Genomic DNA, 15,066 nt, shown 5'->3' on the forward strand with positions numbered 1-15,066 from the left:
CGTGAATTGATGATTTTTCAATACCCTCTATTTTACCATAATTTAGCTCAATTTGCTTGCCTTAGAAAAAATCTGTAGGACTTTTTTGTCGCTACAGATTCTTCATTTTATATTGCTTTTTCACCTAATTGTCCCATCTCTATTAGAGTTTCTTTCCAGAGTTCCTGGACATGAGATGCGAGGTAGCAAGAAGCCAAGTCATAAGAAGCCTGATGAAATGGTGCAAGGTCACTTTCAAAGAGCTGGACCAGCTTGTCTGCCAACTCTTTCACCAATTGTTCTTCTTGCACTGTCTCGCTATAAGGTACCAAAAAGCCATTTTCACCCTCTTTTATAAAAGTTGGATTGCCATAACGGGCATCAAAGCCGAGCAAGGCTAACCCTGCTCCGGCCGCCTCCATCAAGGTCAATCCAAAGGTCTCCCACTGGGAAGTCGTGACATATACTTGAAACTGGGGATAGAGAGAATCTAGATCTGCATGCCCTCGAAGCAAGATATAATCATCCGCATAAAGATCTTGAATAAGCTGGCGCAAAGTAGGCTCCTCTCCTCCTTTACCAAAGATATGAAATTGCAAACTGGGCACCTTTTGATGGGCTAGAGCAACCGCTCGAATGGCTAAATCAATTCGTTTACGAGGATCCAGACGAGAGGCCGTCATCATGCTCAGAGGTTGGCGCGGGGACGATGGTTGCTGTAACTGATCCAAATGTCCAACAGGAAGTACATAAATAGGAAGTACATCTATACCTTGCTTTTTAAAAGTTTCTAATAAGACCTCTTTTTGAAGTCCTGTTGCTACTAGCAGGAAGTCAAAGCGTCGCATATATTTAAATACATAATAGTACTCATAGTTAAGAGAACCATTCAAAAATTCATGTTCCGAGTGAAAGACAAAGCCTAAACGAGCAGAAGTCTTTTGCTCAAGAATTGGACGGGTAAAGTCCATTAATGAAGCCCGATCAAGCAGGAGGATATCTTCTTTCCCTAGATTAAGTCGAGCAAGAAAACGTTCCAACACTTGGGTTTGGGTCAATAAGATTTCTGTCCCCAATTGGTAAAACCATTGTTCTCCCTGCTTGATTTCTTGAAAAGCTACTTTGCCATCTTGATGGTGATAGGTTCGCCGCACGATGATCCCACCCACAAAGTACTCTGTAACCATTTTTTTGGCCCCATACCACTCCCGTTTTACAATGGACCCTCTCACTAGATAATCAACATAGCGGACACAGTCTCTATGATAAGGATCTAAAGTAAAGACCAGCGATTGGTTATTAGAAAGCTGGTAATGTGCCTCCGTCTCCGTCTTTTTCACCAAGTCTAGTCGCGTTAACTGAAAGTCCATTTGTAGAGCCCCGACTGTGACAGAAGGAACATTGGTTGCTTGATCCGTAAAGCTGAGATAGGCATATAAGAGTTCTTCATCCTTGTGGCCAAGCGAAAGATAATAGGCTAACTTCTGAGGACTGGGCCAGGTCGTAAAGACAAATCGTGCTGGCTCCTGTAACTGACGAAGCATGATCGCCCGAGAAGCTTGAGCTACATCTACCCCATTTGGTTCATAGCCCACCAAAAGATTAAAGGTATAAATGGTCATGTAGCTACCTCCTCTCGACAATTGAAGAGTGTAAGCAAATCTTCTTTCCTAGCCAATTGTAAGACATCTCTTTGTTCCTCAATCCGACTAGTAAACTCTTCTGGTGATTGCAACACTTCTTTGATCTTTTCTAGTAATAATTCGCCGGAGGTCAGGACAGTTGGTAATTTTTGATATGCTCCCCAATGAACAGTGGTGTCTAATCCAAGGATTAACTGTCCATTTTCAATCGCCCTCATGGTGGCTGCTAAAACTTCCTTGCCCTGGTTCAAATCCAAATATAGCGAGCAACTTACCAATAGCTCCTGGAAACGCTCCTCTGAACAATTCGGATGGAGATAGAGATTTGAAAAGGAGTTTAGGTTCGTTAATTTTGGTCCCATGTTGGTCAGGGCTGCAACATGAAAGTCCACTTCAGGAAGACTTTCTACCAAATAGGCCAAGCCTTCTACCTCTTCTGATGCTGTCATGATCAAAGCCTTAGCTTGAAAGGCCATTGTCTCGGGATCAACCAATCCAGCCACATAGTGAAGGTCCGTGTTTCGATCTTCAGGAGCATAGTAATTCAAGATGAGAATCTGCTTGACTTGTTTTTGAAGGTCGTCTAAATTCTCTTGCTGAGGACTGCAAAAAATGAGGTCTTCCTTTCTAAGTTCTTGTAGAAGGGGAACTACCTTCGAATCCAAACAGATAAGGGGTTCCTGACCAGAAAGGACCTTATCTAATAGGGCTCGTCTCAATTCCTCCTCATTGGCATAAAGCTGATCTCGACCAGACTTTGTCTGATAGAGGAAATACCCCTTTTTGACAAAATGATGCAAGACCTCTTCCTGATTTCGATTGTAGTAAATTTCCAGGTAGGTTTGTCCATCTTCTTCCAACAGTCGTTGACGGCTTCTCCAACCATAACGATTGTAATCCTCAACGGTCAGAACAGTATCCCCCTCACCCAACCACTCCACACGCTCTACAGTTCGTGATTGGATATCTTTTCGTAAGATTATATTTCCACGTCGTTTCTGACCATCAAAAATATAGGTCGTAATCCCCATGGTCCACGGCTCCCAATAGGCAGGAACAGGTAGGTCATTGAAAAAGAGGGGCTTGCCCTCTCTAGAGCTGGGATCTGTATAGGTCAAGAGGGAAACCAAGCTAGCTTCTCCCAGACCCAAATCTGTTTCTAAATTGGTAAACAGAACCTGATAAGACTGACCCAAGATAGCCAGTAGCTTTCTGACTTTTTCCAGCTCTCTACTATTTTCTGGTGCAATGACTAGCATAAGAATCCTTTCTAAAAAGAAGCCCACTAACTAAGAATTTAGGGCTCCAACAAACCTAAGTTCATACGGGCACGTTGATAGGTTTCTGTTTCTTGTAGCTGGGCTTCTTCAAGCTTTTCAATCGCTCGTTTCAACCTCGTCTTGTAGATATAACGATGCCAAGTCAAATCATACCCCATCATTCCTAAAAGGGCCAGTTTTTCATTTTTAGCTTCCATCTCATCTGAGACACGCTTCTCAGTCCAGACCTGAGATAGGGTGTCCTCTCTGCCAACTCGATACCAGTAGATACACTTCTCTGTATGAATGACACGCTCAGCCTTCAGCAACAACTTATACATCAAGAAATTATCCTCTACATTTTTCCCAAGGGGAAAACGAAGGTCGTCAAAGAGAGAAAGCTTGTAGAGCTTCATCATGGCACAGGCCCAAGCCATGTCCTTGGTTTCCTGGACAGCGTCTTGGTCGATAATCTCCCGCCCCTCATACACCGCTTCTGAGTAGGTCTCTTCCGTCACTTTAATGAGGTACTTGCTTCTCGATTCATCATATAAATTGTAGTTCCCAATGGAGATATCGGCCTCATATTTTATTAATTGGTTATAGAGGGTTTCAATATAGTCTTCCGTTACCCAATCATCTGGGTCGATAAAGGTAATATAGTCCCCTGTTGCTAAATCAATCCCCGCATTTCTTGCAGCAGATAAGCCACCATTTTCTTGGCGGATGTAGCGAATACGAGTATCCTTCTTAAAAAACTCCTTACAGATAGCTTCTGATTGGTCAGGAGACCCATCATTGACCAAGATAATCTCCAAATGAGGATAGGTTTGGGTCACAACAGTCTCAAGACACTGGCTCAGATACTTTTCCACATTGTAAATGGGAATCACAATACTAATGACTTCTTTTTTTTCCATCTTCTATTTCTCAACTATCTTTAGATATTGGCGGATAGCTTCAATCATCTGATCTACTTGCTGGTCTTCAAAAAGGTGATTTTGCCCAGTCTGATCATGATTGGTACTAACAAAGGAATAAATCGGCTTGCCCAACTGGTGGATTTTTTGAGTAATTTGGTCCACTTCTCCATATGGATTGATATCCAAATAAAAATCGATTTTTTCTAGGACCTTGCGGCTCGTCAAAGGATCAAAGGCGGGATAAAGGATTAAATTTGGATACCGTTCCAGCTGAATCAAGCCAAAACCAAAATGGGTGTGCGCCAATACATGAAAAGCTACATCTGGAAAGGCCTTCAATAGAAGCTCTACCTCATGTAAATCTGCTGAATGAGTATAGACAGCAGTATGATAGGGGAATTCCCCTATTAGATCTTCCAAGCGCTGCTGCATGAGTGGCTTTCTTAATAAGTTATCTTCCCAAGATAAAGCATAATAGAACCACCAAATCTCTCTGAAACGATTGAATCGTTTAGCTGTCCAAGGCTTATTATGAGATGTATAATGAATGACTGCTGGAAGGCCTTGAAACTCATCATACCAGGCTAAGTCCCCATACTGATGCTGATCCTTATCCGATCCCACTTGAAGGTTATAGGTTAAAGGCAGGCGAAGCCAAGCATCCTTGAAGTAGTGATTCAAAATTCCTTGATCTCCATAGACATGCTGGTGATGCTCCTTGGTCAAGTCAAAGAGAGCTTGAGTCGTCTGGTGATCACGCCACCAAGCCAAGTCCAATACGAGTAGTCCGGCATTGAAGCCCTCTCTTGTTGTCGGACGATCCTCTACCGCTCCTAACCCACAGCCATCTAAATCTACTTCAAATAAGTCTGATAGAGATTTCGTCACAATCATATCACAATCCAAATAGAGAACACGATCTTCTTCGACTAATTCTGGGATGCAATAACGGAAAAAGGTCGCATAATGAAGATGCGAGCTTGGAAGTGAGAACTGTTTGAAACTCTCCGCAGCAACCCGACAGTTCAAAATCTCTGAGTCAATGGTTGCCAAACGATGATTCATCAGTTGAAACCACTCTGTAGGGATATTCTCATTCAGTACATAGATTTTTAAGTGGCGATGATGGGCACAAAGTGATTTGATAGCAATTTCTAATTTTTCCATATAGGATAACTCTGCTACAAAGACAACTGCTTTTCTACTCATTCATTTCTCCTTCTTAAACACCCTTAAGAATATCATTTTTGGAGTTACAAAACAATGGCTAGCTCCTAAAAAATAGTATCAGATTCTTCATCTGATACTATCTTACAAATCAATCGTTAGTCTTTGATTTTGTTTAGTTTCTCATCTACTAGTGTTGCACCTAAAACGTATTTAAAATGATTCAGAGCAAATTGATGATTCTCTACTGTTAGGGAGGCTACAGCAGACTCCACTACTTGAATCTGATAGCCCAGATTATAGGCATCAATAGCTGTATGGAGAACACAGATATCCGTCAAAACCCCTGTCAAAATGACAGTATCCACTCCCCGCTCTCGTAAGCGGATGTCCAAATCAGTCCCTGAAAAGGCAGAATAATGACGTTTGTCCATCCAAAAGACACGAGCATCTGACTGATAATCCTTGAAAAAATTAGCCAAAGGCCCATAAAGATGACGACCAGTAGTCCCCATAATATTGTGAGGGGGAAATAGTTTACTTTCCGGATGAAAAGGATCGTCCAAATCGTGGCCATCAATAGCAAAGAAGACATAAGCTCCCTGCTTAAAAGCTTCCTCTGTCACTTGAGCAATAGTTTCTGAAATAGCCTGGGCAGGCGCTCCAGCGGTCAGTTTTCCATCATCTGCGACAAAATCAACTGTGTAATCAATTGAAATCAATGCTTTGTTCATTAGTAGTCTCTTTTCTTAATTTCCTCAAAGATATCTGGAATCAACACCTTGAGATAAGTTCCCTTCATCCCAAGCGAACGACTTTCAATAATTCCTGCTGACTCCAACTTCCGAAGTGCATTGACAATCACTGAGCGAGTAATGCCAATCCGATCCGCAATAATAGACGCTGTCAACTGCCCTTCATTACCTTTCAATTCACTAAGGATAGCGGAAACCGCCCGCAGTTCAGAGTAAGACAAGGTATTAACAGCCATATTGACCGCTGTCCGGCGACGAATGTTTTTCTCATCTTCCTCTCGTTGGAAGTTCAACATTTGAATCCCAACTACAGTACTAGCAATCTCAACCAAGATCAAATCATCATCGTCAAACTCTTTATCATTGCGCCAGATAATCAAAGATCCCAAACGAATCCCAGAAACATGAATGGGTGCAATGGTCGTTAAGCCATCAGGAAATTCAGACTTGGTCTCTACCGGAAAGACGGTCAAATCATGTTCGATAGGAAGGTTTGCTTCTGTTTCATAGACTAAACTAGCTGCTTTAGCATAATCTTCCGGTAATTTTTTATTGTCAAAAAAAGCCTCAACCCGGTCATTATTCGTCTTGTAGCGCATGAAATAACCTAGAAGAGTTCCCTTGCTATTAATAATACAAGCGTTACAATGAATGATATCAGCCAGTTGACGGGCAATTGCATTATAAGGCATTTCATCTTGCAACTGTTCTTCAGAACGTTTCAAGATAGATGTAATTTTTCTCGTTTTTTCTAATAATTTAGCCATAATAAACCTCGCATGTAGTCAGCTAAAGTATATCATATAAGTGAGGGAATTTCAATCAAATTATCTGAAAATTATTTATTTTTTCTACAATTCTATTCAATTCTGAAAAATTAGGCTTATGTAACAAAATATTCGCTAGATTCATTCAAAAAAAGAAACCGCCTATTAGCGATTTCTCTTACTCTTATCGTTTGTATTGTTTTAAGAAACGGGTCATCTTCTCTTGAATTTGAGCCAATTCTTCCACTCGTGGAAGGTAAACAATCCGGAAATGATCTGGCTCTTTCCAGTTGAATCCACGTCCGTGAACCAAGAGAACCTTTTCTTGTTTCAAGAAATTCAAGACAAACTGCTCATCATCATCCACTCGATACATCTCGCGATCAATCTTAGGGAAGATATAGAGACCAGCTTTTGGTTTGACAGCTGAAAGTCCTGGAATATCATTGATGGCCTTGTAGATAAAGTTCCGTTGTTCGTAAATTCGACCACCTGGGAGCAAGAGCTCATCCACTGACTGGTAGCCTCCCAAAGAAGTCTGTACCACTTGTTGGGCCAAGACGTTTGAACACAGGCGCATATTAGAAAGCATGTTCAAACCTTCGATATAGCCCTTCACGTGGTGTTTTGGTCCAGACAAGACCATCCAGCCGACACGGAAGCCCGCGATGCGGTGTGATTTGGACAAACCGTTCATGCTGACACAGAATAAATCTGGCGCGAGACTAGCAATGGCTGTGTGTTTGGCACCATCCATGACCAAGCGATCATAGATTTCATCTGCAAAGATAATCAAGCCATGTTGGCGAGCAATCTCGACAATTTCCAACAACACCTCATCTGGATAAAGAGCTCCGGTCGGGTTGTTAGGGTTGATCACGACGATAGCCTTAGTGTTCGATGTGATTTTTGACTTGATATCATCAATATCAGGATACCACTCAGCCTCTTCATCACAGACATAGTGCACTGCATTACCACCTGCTAGGCTGACCGCTGCTGTCCAAAGAGGATAGTCTGGCATTGGTACAAGTACTTCATCCCCATTATCCAGCAAGCCTTGCATAGACATCACGATTAGCTCACTAACACCATTTCCGATATAGATATCATCAATCTCAACATTCGGAATCTTTTTCAATTGGCTATACTGCATAATGGCCTTACGAGCAGAAAAAATTCCTTTTGAATCCGAATACCCTTCACTATCCCGAGCATTCATAATCAAATCATGAATGACTTCGTCGGGAGCTGTAAACCCAAATTCAGCCGGATTTCCTGTATTTAAGCGAAGGATTTTCTCCCCGTTTGCCCGCATGCGCATCGCTTCTTCTAAGACTGGACCACGAATATCGTAAGCGACGTGCTCCAGTTTGACGGACTTATTGTATTCTTTCATGATTTTTTCCTCACTTTATCAAACTGCTTCCATTATACCACTAGTTAATCTCGAGTACAACTAAGCAACCTCTTTCATTTTCGATGAAATCCTATAGATATCTGATTTGACCTTTACTTTCTATGGTAAAAGGTTTAAAATATAATTATAGGTAACATAAATGGGTTCATCCATTTCATTTTCACGTTTTTCAAGCAGTAAAGGAGGACGGAACATGTCTCAAAAATACGAAAACATCATGGTTGCAGTTGATGGATCTCGCGAAGCTGAACTCGCTTTTGAGAAGGGGGTCAATGTTGCGTTGCGAAACGGTTCTAAACTTACCCTTGCTCATGTCGTTGATACACGTGCTTTACAAAGTGTCTCTAGCTTTGATGCCGAGGTGTATGAAGGATTCCAAACAGAAGCCAATGAACTATTAGAAGGGTATATCAAGCGTGCAAAAGAAGCTGGCGTCCAAGATATTGCTTCGGTGGTTGAAATGGGAAATCCAAAAGTCCTCTTAGCAACTGATATCCCAGAAGCAGAAGGTGTTGACCTCATCATGGTTGGGGCGACTGGTCTAAATGCTTTTGAACGTTTACTAGTTGGTTCTTCTTCTGAATATATCCTCCGCCATGCCAATGTCGATTTGTTAGTGGTTCGTGAGTCAGAAAAGACCTTATAAACTTTATAAAAAACAAAAAGGTGTGAAGGAGAATGAATTTCCTCACACCTTTTTAGTTTCCTCAGATTCTACTGTTTTTTCAGAGCAATGTTTTTGATAAGCTTTGATTTGCCGTTCCAGCTCTTTTTGAATGGCTGGCTCAGGTGCATACTTTTCTTCCCAGTCGTCTGGTTTTAAAATTTTATGCGTGACTTCATCAAAGTGTGCCTGACCATCTGGGAAAATTTTCCCCATATTGGCGCGGTGAACAATCTCAAAGACCTCTTCAGGATCAACCCCCATTAGAACAAAACTACCATAAGTCAGATACAGCGTATCAATCAAGGCATCAACCTGCCCCACCAAGGAGATCTCAGCTGGATGTTTGCTACGAACCTTATTAGCTGCCTCATCTAGGGCTTGATGCAAGCTTTCAATTGAACGATCAAAGGTTGCTTCATCTTTGCTAGCCGCGCGGATAAATTCAACCAGTTCTTCCTGCTTAAACATGGTTCGGTAAAGAGCCTCTTGATTGTCCCAGGCCTTTGGTTCTTCCTGGGTTTGACCATCCATGAGTTGATGAAAGGCTTTGACCTTATTAAAGTGGTCATCGCGACTAACAAAAAGTGACTGATCCGTGATAATACCAAAATGTTCCAGCGCTTTTTTGATCCCATCTTTGGTATTACTGGTCGTCGTATGCTGAGCTACTTCTTTAACCTTGCTTGTCCCATTCCCCATCGCAATCGACAGACCGACACCCGAAAGCATCTCTAAGTCATTATCCGAATCTCCAAAGGCCATAACTTGGTCCATCGAGAAGCCAAATTCTTCTCCTACAATCCGAATCCCCTCCATTTTTGAGTTACCAGGGTTGATAACATCTGCCGCAAAGGGACTGGAACGCGTAAATTTTAAATCAGGAAAAGCTTGCTCAACTTTTTGAGTGTCTTTAGGACTAGCTAATAAGAGAACCTGATAAACTGGTCCTTGAGCAATTTGTTGCAGTTGCTTTTGGTCCTGAGGGACAACCTTGCTAACCACCTTGTTGAAGCCTTGACTAACTGCCTTCGAAAAGCCTTTTGGTACAAATCGTGCAGACCATAGAGAAATCGGACTCAGACCAAAACTCATAATGCGCGAACCTTCAACTCCATCTTCTGTTCCTAAGGCGATTTCGATGCAATGTTTCTTTGCATAGTCAATCAAGTGACGAAGATTATTCTTATCAATTGGAGAAGCAGATAAGACCTTGTCCTTGGTAAAAATATACTGACCATTATAGGTGACCGCAAAATCAAAGTCATAACGCTCTATAAAAGGACGGACAAAGAAGGGGCCTCTCCCTGTTGCCAAACCAACAAAAATTCCTTGTTCCTTTAAGGCGCGAATGGCTTTTTCGGTCGACTTTAAAACCATTCTACTATCATTGACCAAGGTTCCGTCAATGTCAAAAAAGACCGCTTTTATTTCCATGATAACTGCTTTCTTTCCGTTTTATGATACAATAAATTATAACACACATTCTAAGGAGACACACATGATTAAGAAAATTTTGGCCCTTCATACAGGAGGGACCATCTCCATGCAGGCGGATGCCACTGGAGCTGTCGTGACCAATTCATCCAACCCCATGAACCATATTGATCTGTCACTGGCAGGGATTGAGCTTACTTCAGAAGATTTTTTTAATTTACCTAGCCCTCATGTAACTCCTCAGCACATGTTGCAACTTTATCATAAGATTCAGAAAGAGGCTTCCCAGTATGATGGGATTGTCATCACCCACGGTACCGATACTCTTGAAGAAACAGCCTACTTTCTAGATACCATGGACTTGCCAACTATTTCGGTAGTCCTGACAGGAGCCATGAGAAGCTCCAACGAATTAGGGAGTGATGGCGTCTATAACTATCTGACTGCCATCCGGGTCGCGGCAGATCCCAAATCACAAGACAAGGGTGTTTTGGTCGTGATGAATGACGAAGTCCATGCAGCCAAGTACGTGACCAAAACCCATACAACCAATGTCAGTACTTTTCAAACACCAACTCACGGTCCTCTAGGCTTGGTCATGAAAAAAGAAGTTCTCTATTTCAAAACAGCTGAACCTCGTGTTCGATTTGATTTGCAAGAGATTAAGGGAGTCGTCCCCATTGTTTCTGCCTATGCTGGCATGAAGACAGACCTTCTTGATATGCTAGATGTTCGACAAATGGATGGCTTAATTATCGAAGCCTTTGGTGCAGGAAATCTTCCTAGGGAGGTTGCGGAAAAACTCTTTGAGTTTCAAGAGTCTGGCCTCCCCATTGCTTTAGTTTCTCGTTGCTTCAATGGGATTGCGGAACCAGTTTATGCCTACGACGGTGGCGGAGTTCAACTTCACGAGCACGGCATCTTCTTTGTCAAAGAGCTCAATGCCGCCAAGGCTCGGCTAAAACTCTTGATCGCAATCAATGCTGGCTTAAAAGATAAAGAATTAAGAGATTATATGGAAGGTTAAAATAAGAATAGAAGGCGTGATGGTTGATACATCCGCCTTTTGAATTTAAAAATAGCTTTGGTGGACTGAGATAATGACTGACAAAATAAATTTCAACATGGTTCGCATAGCTAGGACCTCTTTTCTGTTTTTTACGATTATAGGTCCACAAACTTAAAAAAAGATAAAAAGAGAGTAGGAAAGAAATCAGTAATTCGTTAGAATTCGATTTCGTCGTCCCACCTCCGCACAGTTGAGTAAGGCTGTAAAAGCTGATGAAATCAGCGTAGTAGAGCCCGCTCAACCACTGCGGTTTGCTCGACAATCCAAAGATAATTGAGAGGCCGGACTTTTGTCCTAGCCTCTTTTTCTTATCACTTCTTAATCCAGGTGTTCTTTCTGTTCCAAATGCAGAGACAGACAGTGCCAGTCTGGATGCTCTCGCCAATTAGGAGTTGTCACCACTTGAACAGCTACCTTTCGCGCTTCCTCTAAAATCGGATAATCTTCAATGAGGTTGGCCACTTGAAATTCTGGTATACCTGATTGACGCGTTCCAAAGATTTCCCCAGAGCCTCGTAGCTTGAGGTCTTCTTCTGCCAAGACAAACCCATTGGTTGTTTCGGTCATGATTTTCATTCGACGCTTGCCTGATTCTGTTTTAGGATTGGCAACTAATACTGCGTAAGACTGCTTATCACCACGTCCTACCCGACCTCTCAGCTGGTGCAATTGGCTCAATCCAAAGCGGTCTGCATCCATGATAATCATGACGGTGGCATTGGGAACATTAACTCCAACCTCGATAACAGTTGTAGAAACTAGTAAGTCAATTTCTCCTTGCTTAAAGGCTTGCATAATGGCGTCTTTTTCTTCCCCCTTCATCTTACCATGGAGGAGGGCAATACGGACACGATCCCCGAAGTAAGCAATCAATTCTTCCTCTAAGGCAATAGCGTTTTTGAGGTCCAAGGCTTCAGATTCTTCAATCAAAGGAGAAATAACATAGGCTTGGGAACCTTTTTGAATTTCTTTGACCAGCCAATCCAAAACCAAGTTTAACTGTTGGTGCTTGACCCATCGGGTGATGATTTCTTTTCGACCAGCTGGCATTTGATCGATGATGGAAACGTCCATATCTCCAAAAGCAGTGATTGCCAGGGTCCGAGGGATTGGGGTCGCTGTCATCATCAAGACATCCGGATTTTGGCCTTTTTCACGCAGGATCCGTCTTTGGGCCACACCAAAACGGTGCTGCTCATCAATAATGATCAAGCCTAAATCATGAAAATGAACCCCCTCCTGAATCAAGGCATGGGTTCCCACAACAAGGTCCACTTGCCCTGACTTAATCAAATCCAACCGTTCTCGTCTCTCCGCAGCTTTTAAACTTCCTGTCAAAAGAAGGATTCTAAGGTTAGAAAAAAGAGATGTCAAACTTTGTAAATGTTGCTCGGCCAAAATTTCTGTCGGTACCATCAAGGCCGCTTGTTTGCCAGCTGTCACAGCAGCATACATGGCTAATCCAGCAACGACGGTTTTTCCACTTCCAACGTCCCCTTGCAAGAGACGATTCATGTGGTAAGGAGAACGCATATCTGCTAGAATTTCGCTCAGACTTCTCTCCTGGGCTTCTGTCAAAGCAAAGGGAAGACTAGCTTGAAGAGCTTTTAGCTTCTTCTCATCCCAATCCAGCACGATTCCCTGTCCAACAGAACGATTTTCTTCCTTCAAGACCTGCAGTTGCAATTGGAAAAAGAGCAGTTCTTCAAATTTTACTCGTCTCAGAGCCTGCTTGTATTCCTCAAGATCCTTGGGAAAATGCATGGCTCTGACTGCTTGTCTGCGAGAAAGCAGATGATACTTGTCCATTAAGATTTGGGGGAGATTTTCTTCCAACAGTTGATCCAATCCGGCTTCAAAAGCCGTTTTAATGACCTTTACCAGGGCAGACTGACTCACCCCTTGAGACAAGCGGTAGACCGGTTGGAGGTCATCTTCAACTTGCGCTAACAGTTTCATTCCTGTCAAGGCTCCCTTGGCTTTGTCCCATTTACCAAAGACAGCCACCGTTTGCCCCAGTTCAATCTTGTCCGCTAGATAGGGCTGGTTAAAGAAACTAACTGCTAGGACCAGCTCCCCTTGTTTAATAGTGAAACGAAGACGGTTACGCTTGTAACCATAGTATTGGACATTGGCTGGAGTAGCGACAAGTCCAGAAACAACTGCTTTTTCTCCATCTTCCAGGTCTAAAACATTTTTTGATTTAAAATCTTCATACCGAAATGGGAAGTAAAGTAAGAGATCTTCAACCGTTTCGATACCCAATTTCTTGTATTTCTCTGCTGATTTTGGTCCAATTCCTGGTAGGACAGATAGTGGTTGGTGTAAGTTCATTCATTCCTCCTAGATAAGAAAGGAGGCTGGGACATTCGTCTTCAACCTCTTTCATCTCGAACTTTTTATGAAAGGAAGCTAGGAAAAGACAAACAGCTTACTTCCCACTATCTTCCTTTGTTGGACGATAAACTCTTGGGACGCGATCGCTCAAGACACAAACAACCTCATAGTTGATCGTGCCTCTATAATCTGCTACGTCCGTTGTCGTTATAGCTAGATCACCATCTACTCCGATCAATACTACCTTAGTCCCAATCGGGTAGGCCTTCGGTAGGCGAATGGTGATTTGGTCCATGGATACGCGACCGACAATCGGGCAGAATTGCCCATCAACAAGGACATGAAAACCTTGCATATCTCTGGTCCAGCCATCTGCATAGCCAATCGGAATGGTCCCAATCCACTCTTCATCACTAGTCTGATAGGTCGCTCCATAGCCAACTGTCTGCCCCACTTCTAGTGGCTTGACATGCACCAATTCTGTTTCCAAACTCAAAGCAGGACGGATGTCATAGGGAAGTTCTAACTCTCTTCCACTTGGATTGAGGCCATACATGACATCGCCCAGTCGGACCGCATTAAATATGGTATCAGCATGCCATAAAGTTGTTGCTGAATTGCTAGCATGAACGATTTTCGAAGTAAAGGGCAAGAGCTCCAGTAAGCACTTAAATCGTTGCAATTGGTTTTGAAAATGGCGATCATCTATCTCATCAGCTGTTGCAAAATGAGTAAAGATCCCTTCCACTTCTGCTCCATGGTCTCTTAATAAAATCATGGCTTCTTGCAAGTCTTCTGCTGAACGGAAACCAATTCGTCCCATTCCTGAATCCACTTTTATATGAACCTTCAACCCACTCAAATCAGTCTTTTTAGCTAACAAAGCTTTCAACCACTCGAGACTAGCCACTGTATAGCGAATTCCCTCTTTGATGGCGATCGCAACGTGTTCCACTGGTGCAACACCCAAAATTAAAATCGGCTTTTCACCTGCTACTTGGCGAACTTCCAAGGCTTCATCTAGGTTGGAGACACAAAAAGCATCTACTAGTGGCAATAAACGTTCTACCACTGGCACAACCCCATGGCCGTAGGCATTAGCCTTGACAACTGCAAAAGTCAAGGTCTCTTTCGGAATATGGGCTTGTATTTGTTGAACATTATAGGCAATAGCCTCTACATCCACATATGCTCGCGTTGGTCTATGTATACTAGCTTTCATTTCTTTCCTCCAAAATGACACTGGTCGAAACTAAATCGCCTGAGTGACTAATCGATACCCAAATCTTTCCACTAAAAGGAGCTTTTGAAAAATAGGGCGCTCCTTTTTGATTGGTTAGAATTTCCAAATCCTGAAATCCTACTGGACCAATTCCTGTTCCCCAAGCCTTGGAAAAGGCTTCTTTGGCAGACCATCGACCTGCCAGGTATTCCATTTTCCGTTTTCCAGATAATTGGTCGAACCGTTCTCGTTCCGTCTCTGTCAATACCTTGGAAGCAAATCTCGGATGTCTCTGGTAGGCTTGTTCAATGGATTGGATCGATTCGATATCTATCCCATGTCCAACAATCATATTATTTCCTCTTCAATGATTCTCTATCGACAACTCAATTTAAGAAGGAAAGGGCTGAGAATCTTTTCTCCA

Annotated in this window: 13 protein-coding genes; 2 read left to right on the top strand and 11 right to left on the bottom strand. The window is 42.6% G+C overall.

Features of this window, described 5'->3' with window-relative positions; genetic code table 11:
• Nucleotides 1-107 precede the first annotated feature (107 nt).
• From K1J10_RS00485 to K1J10_RS00515, 7 genes are all read right to left on the bottom strand, one after another.
• Nucleotides 108-1,601 (bottom strand): glycosyltransferase, encoded by a 1,494-nt coding sequence (locus tag K1J10_RS00485; protein ID WP_223355524.1) that lies wholly within the window; start codon nt 1,599-1,601, stop codon nt 108-110.
• Nucleotides 1,598-2,881 carry an accessory Sec system glycosyltransferase GtfB gene (locus tag K1J10_RS00490; RefSeq protein ID WP_223355525.1) on the bottom strand — a complete coding sequence of 428 codons (1,284 nt, stop codon included), beginning with the start codon at nt 2,879-2,881 and terminating at the stop codon, nt 1,598-1,600. Before K1J10_RS00490 ends, K1J10_RS00485 begins: the two co-directional genes overlap by 4 nt.
• 38 nt (nt 2,882-2,919) lie before the next feature.
• A complete protein-coding gene (locus tag K1J10_RS00495; RefSeq protein ID WP_195563336.1) occupies nt 2,920-3,801 on the bottom strand; it encodes a glycosyltransferase family 2 protein in 882 nt (293 codons plus the stop codon).
• A gap of 3 nt (nt 3,802-3,804) precedes the next feature.
• Nucleotides 3,805-5,013, bottom strand: a complete 1,209-nt coding sequence (locus K1J10_RS00500; protein WP_223355526.1) for a glycosyltransferase family 8 protein — start codon at nt 5,011-5,013, stop codon at nt 3,805-3,807.
• A 116-nt stretch (nt 5,014-5,129) separates the two neighbouring features.
• Nucleotides 5,130-5,705, bottom strand: coding sequence for a cysteine hydrolase family protein (locus K1J10_RS00505; protein WP_223355527.1), 576 nt, complete (start codon nt 5,703-5,705; stop codon nt 5,130-5,132).
• A complete protein-coding gene (codY, locus tag K1J10_RS00510) occupies nt 5,705-6,493 on the bottom strand; it encodes a GTP-sensing pleiotropic transcriptional regulator CodY (protein ID WP_223355528.1) in 789 nt (262 codons plus the stop codon). Before codY ends, K1J10_RS00505 begins: the two co-directional genes overlap by 1 nt.
• Before the next feature lie 184 nt (nt 6,494-6,677).
• On the bottom strand, nt 6,678-7,892 hold the full coding sequence (locus tag K1J10_RS00515; RefSeq protein WP_126404751.1) for a pyridoxal phosphate-dependent aminotransferase: 1,215 nt from the start codon (nt 7,890-7,892) through the stop codon (nt 6,678-6,680).
• Nucleotides 7,893-8,106: 214 nt separating this feature from the next.
• On the opposite strand from K1J10_RS00515, the gene K1J10_RS00520 reads away from it, so the two are divergent.
• Nucleotides 8,107-8,559 (top strand): universal stress protein, encoded by a 453-nt coding sequence (locus K1J10_RS00520; protein WP_126404752.1) that lies wholly within the window; start codon nt 8,107-8,109, stop codon nt 8,557-8,559.
• A gap of 42 nt (nt 8,560-8,601) precedes the next feature.
• On the opposite strand, the gene K1J10_RS00525 is transcribed toward K1J10_RS00520, so the two are convergent.
• Complete coding sequence (locus K1J10_RS00525; RefSeq protein WP_223355529.1) at nt 8,602-10,014, bottom strand: Cof-type HAD-IIB family hydrolase; 1,413 nt, start codon at nt 10,012-10,014, stop codon at nt 8,602-8,604.
• Nucleotides 10,015-10,078: 64 nt separating this feature from the next.
• Between K1J10_RS00525 and K1J10_RS00530 the strand changes: the two genes are divergently transcribed.
• On the top strand, nt 10,079-11,041 hold the full coding sequence (locus K1J10_RS00530; protein ID WP_223355530.1) for an asparaginase: 963 nt from the start codon (nt 10,079-10,081) through the stop codon (nt 11,039-11,041).
• A 360-nt stretch (nt 11,042-11,401) separates the two neighbouring features.
• Here the strand turns inward: K1J10_RS00530 and recG are convergent, their stop codons facing one another.
• From recG to acpS, 3 genes are all read right to left on the bottom strand, one after another.
• Nucleotides 11,402-13,417: an ATP-dependent DNA helicase RecG gene (gene recG, locus K1J10_RS00535; RefSeq protein ID WP_223355531.1), complete on the bottom strand. Its 2,016-nt coding sequence runs from the start codon at nt 13,415-13,417 to the stop codon at nt 11,402-11,404.
• A 97-nt stretch (nt 13,418-13,514) separates the two neighbouring features.
• A complete protein-coding gene (alr, locus tag K1J10_RS00540; RefSeq protein ID WP_223355532.1) occupies nt 13,515-14,642 on the bottom strand; it encodes an alanine racemase in 1,128 nt (375 codons plus the stop codon).
• Nucleotides 14,632-14,994, bottom strand: a complete 363-nt coding sequence (gene acpS, locus K1J10_RS00545; RefSeq protein WP_006595699.1) for a holo-ACP synthase — start codon at nt 14,992-14,994, stop codon at nt 14,632-14,634. Before acpS ends, alr begins: the two co-directional genes overlap by 11 nt.
• Nucleotides 14,995-15,066 lie beyond the last annotated feature (72 nt).

The sequence above is a fragment of the Streptococcus australis genome (assembly GCF_019930045.1).
Taxonomy (GTDB): Bacteria; Bacillota; Bacilli; order Lactobacillales; family Streptococcaceae; genus Streptococcus; species Streptococcus australis_D.

What these genes read in the sequence shown, in the direction of transcription:
- K1J10_RS00515 (WP_126404751.1), bottom strand. Translation starts at nt 7,892, where the DNA reads ATGAAAGAATACAATAAGTCCGTCAAACTGGAGCACGTCGCTTACGAT.
- K1J10_RS00500 (WP_223355526.1), bottom strand. Translation starts at nt 5,013, where the DNA reads ATGAGTAGAAAAGCAGTTGTCTTTGTAGCAGAGTTATCCTATATGGAA.
- K1J10_RS00485 (WP_223355524.1), bottom strand. Translation starts at nt 1,601, where the DNA reads ATGACCATTTATACCTTTAATCTTTTGGTGGGCTATGAACCAAATGGG.
- K1J10_RS00505 (WP_223355527.1), bottom strand. Translation starts at nt 5,705, where the DNA reads ATGAACAAAGCATTGATTTCAATTGATTACACAGTTGATTTTGTCGCA.
- codY (WP_223355528.1), bottom strand. Translation starts at nt 6,493, where the DNA reads ATGGCTAAATTATTAGAAAAAACGAGAAAAATTACATCTATCTTGAAA.
- K1J10_RS00525 (WP_223355529.1), bottom strand. Translation starts at nt 10,014, where the DNA reads ATGGAAATAAAAGCGGTCTTTTTTGACATTGACGGAACCTTGGTCAAT.
- acpS (WP_006595699.1), bottom strand. Translation starts at nt 14,994, where the DNA reads ATGATTGTTGGACATGGGATAGATATCGAATCGATCCAATCCATTGAA.
- K1J10_RS00530 (WP_223355530.1), top strand. Translation starts at nt 10,079, where the DNA reads ATGATTAAGAAAATTTTGGCCCTTCATACAGGAGGGACCATCTCCATG.
- K1J10_RS00490 (WP_223355525.1), bottom strand. Translation starts at nt 2,881, where the DNA reads ATGCTAGTCATTGCACCAGAAAATAGTAGAGAGCTGGAAAAAGTCAGA.
- K1J10_RS00495 (WP_195563336.1), bottom strand. Translation starts at nt 3,801, where the DNA reads ATGGAAAAAAAAGAAGTCATTAGTATTGTGATTCCCATTTACAATGTG.
- recG (WP_223355531.1), bottom strand. Translation starts at nt 13,417, where the DNA reads ATGAACTTACACCAACCACTATCTGTCCTACCAGGAATTGGACCAAAA.
- K1J10_RS00520 (WP_126404752.1), top strand. Translation starts at nt 8,107, where the DNA reads ATGTCTCAAAAATACGAAAACATCATGGTTGCAGTTGATGGATCTCGC.
- alr (WP_223355532.1), bottom strand. Translation starts at nt 14,642, where the DNA reads ATGAAAGCTAGTATACATAGACCAACGCGAGCATATGTGGATGTAGAG.